This window comes from Rhizobacter sp. P3_B12 (assembly GCF_056402895.1).
In genome coordinates this window covers 1-2,613 of sequence record NZ_JBFUGN010000877.1, presented here as the reverse complement: position 1 = coordinate 2,613, position 2,613 = coordinate 1, and the positions used below count along the sequence as shown (strand labels likewise).

Here is a 2,613-nt window from a genome sequence, read left to right as displayed (position 1 = left end):
CCTCTCAGGGCATTCGATCCCACGGACCGCCTGACCCGGAAATCCCATGTCCACCGTATCGCGCCAGACCGCCACACCGCCTGCAGCCCACCGGATCGGCGCCAGCGCACCGCTTGCTGCGCAACGCACGCCGGGACACCTGGGGCCCTACAGCATCACCCCGGCAGAGCCGGGGCCGGCCTGGGGCAGCCGCTACCGGCCGACGAACGACCAGCCGACGAGCGACGGCATCCCGCCGCCGCCCGCCGAGCCGGCTCAGTGAGCCCCGCCCCCACCGCCGCCGGCCCCACCTTTCTTGGGCTGCGTCAGCCACACCAGCCCGATCAGCAGGATGAACAGCGCTGACGACAGGTAGAACAGGTCGGTCGCCGCCATCGTGTAGGCCTGCTGGTCGACCAGCCGGTTCACCGTCGCGAGCGCCTGGTCGGGGCTGTAGCCGGTGGCGCCGAGGTTCGACAGCGTCTGCGTCGCGGCGATGCTGTTGCCGTTCACCGTCTCGGCGATCTGCGCATGGTGCAGCACCGCGCGGTTCTCCCAGGCCGTCGTGAAGATCGACGTGCCGATCGCGCCGGCCGTGATGCGCACGAAGTTGCTCAGGCCGGCCGCGGCCGCCATCTGCTGCGGCTGCAGGCCCGAGAAGATGATGGCCTGCAGCGGGATGAAGAAGAACGCCATCGCCGCGCCCTGCAGGATCGTTGGCACCAGGATGGTGTTGAAGTCGGCCTGCGTATTGAAATGCGAGCGCATCCACAGCACCAGCCCGAAGCCGAGGAAGGCCACCGTGGCCAGCCGCCGCGGATCGACCTTGCCGATGTTCTTGCCGACCCACGGCGACAGCAGGATCGCCAGCACCCCCACCGGCGCCAGCGCGATGCCGGCCCAGGTGGCGGTGTAGCCCATGTACTGCTGCAGCCACAGCGGCATCAGCACCACGTTGCCGAAGAACAGCCCGTAGCCCACCGACAACGCCACCGTGGCCAGCCAGAAGTTGCGCCGCGCGAACAGCCGCAGGTCGACGATCGGGTTCTTCTCGGTCAGCTCCCACGCGAGGAAGAACAGGAAGCCCACCACCGCGACGACGCCCAGCGTGATGATCTGGCCGGACTGGAACCAGTCGAGCTCCTTGCCCTTGTCGACCATCACCTGCAGCGCACCGACCCACAGCACCAGCAGGCCCAGGCCCACGTAGTCGAGCGGCACCTTCTGCGGCACGGCATCGCGGGTGCGGTAGATCGACCAGGTGAACACCGCCGCGAGGATGCCGACCGGGATGTTGATGTAGAAGATCCACGGCCACGAGATGTTGTCGGTGATCCAGCCGCCCAGCAGCGGGCCGACCACCGGCGCGACCAGCACCGTCATCGCCCACATCGCCATCGCGGTGCCGGCCTTGGCAGCCGGGTAGCTGGCGAGCAGCAGCGTCTGCGACAACGGGATCATCGGGCCGGCCACCAGGCCCTGCAGCACGCGGAACGCGATCAGCGTCTCGATGTTCGGCGCCAGGCCGCACAGCCACGACGAGAACACGAACAGCAGGATGCTCGCCATGAACAGGCGCACCGGGCCGAAGCGGCGGGTGAACCAGCCGGTCAGCGGCACCGAGATCGCGTTGGCCACGCCGAACGAGGTGATGACCCAGGTGCCCTGGTTCGGGCTCACGCCCATGTCGCCGGCGATGGCCGGAATGGAGACATTGGCGATCGAGCTGTCGAGCACGTTCATGAACGTGGCGAGCGACAGCGCGATCGTGCCGAGGATCAGCTGGCTGCCGGTCAGCGGCGGATGGGCCACCGGGCGCGGCGGCGCGACCGGGGCGGGCGCAGGTGCCGGCGCATCGGCGCCGGACACCGCATCGGCGGTGGTGGAGGACATGGGAAGGCTCCGCGGATCTCTGGGAGGGGCTTACTGCTTGACCGGGGTCAGCTTGACCGCGGCGGCGACGGCGCTCGACGCGACCGTCTCGCCCGTCGCGGCGGCCGGCGTGGCCGCCTCGCTGCGGCGCGCGGCCACCTTGGTGTCGGCCTTCAGCGCATGGCCGAGGTTGCTCGCGATGATCTTGCGCACCTCGCCGTCGGCCGCCTGGTTGACCAGGTCGAACACCGCCGTCTGCGCGACCGCCGAGCTGCGTTGCACGTCGGCCAGCATCTTGCCGTCGGTGTTGCTCACGTCGACCTTGGCGTCCATCGAGAGGCCCACGCGCAGCGGGTGCTCGGCGAGCTCCTTCGGGTCGAGCGCGACGCGCACCGGCACGCGCTGCACCACCTTGATCCAGTTGCCGGTGGCGTTCTGCGCCGGCAGCAGCGAGAACGCCGAGCCGGTGCCGGCCCCCAGGCCTTCGATCCGGCCGCGGTACTCGACCTTCTTGCCGTACACGTCGGCCTGCAGCGTGACCGGCTGGCCGATGCGCAGGTTCTTCAGCTGGCTTTCCTTGAAATTGGCATCGACCCACAGCTGGTTCAGCGCGATCACCGACATCAGCGGCGCACCGGCCTGCACGCGCTGGCCGACCTGCACGCTGCGCTTGGCGACGTAGCCGTCGACGGGGGCGAGCAGGTCGGCGCGGCGCAGCGCCAGGTAGGACTCGCGCACGCGGGCCCCGGCGCGCTGCACGTT

General features: G+C 69.8%; 2 protein-coding genes and 1 pseudogene. 1 reads left to right on the top strand and 2 read right to left on the bottom strand.

Annotated features, from left to right (window positions below; translation table 11 throughout):
- The first annotated feature begins 46 nt into the window (after positions 1–46).
- Entirely contained in the window at positions 47–262 is a 216-nt protein-coding gene (locus AC1D01_RS29425) for a hypothetical protein (RefSeq protein WP_477872731.1), read from the top strand.
- On the opposite strand, the gene AC1D01_RS29420 is transcribed toward AC1D01_RS29425, so the two are convergent.
- Together AC1D01_RS29420 and AC1D01_RS29415 are read right to left on the bottom strand one after the other, a co-directional pair.
- Positions 256–1,872 carry a DHA2 family efflux MFS transporter permease subunit gene (locus tag AC1D01_RS29420; protein ID WP_477872729.1) on the bottom strand — a complete coding sequence of 539 codons (1,617 nt, stop codon included), beginning with the start codon at positions 1,870–1,872 and terminating at the stop codon, positions 256–258. The two genes, AC1D01_RS29425 and AC1D01_RS29420, sit on opposite strands and share 7 nt — an antisense overlap.
- 30 nt (positions 1,873–1,902) lie before the next feature.
- Positions 1,903–2,613: pseudogene (locus AC1D01_RS29415) on the bottom strand (EmrA/EmrK family multidrug efflux transporter periplasmic adaptor subunit); the annotation flags it as partial.

What these genes read in the sequence shown, in the direction of transcription:
- AC1D01_RS29420 (WP_477872729.1), bottom strand. Translation starts at nt 1,872, where the DNA reads ATGTCCTCCACCACCGCCGATGCGGTGTCCGGCGCCGATGCGCCGGCA.
- AC1D01_RS29425 (WP_477872731.1), top strand. Translation starts at nt 47, where the DNA reads ATGTCCACCGTATCGCGCCAGACCGCCACACCGCCTGCAGCCCACCGG.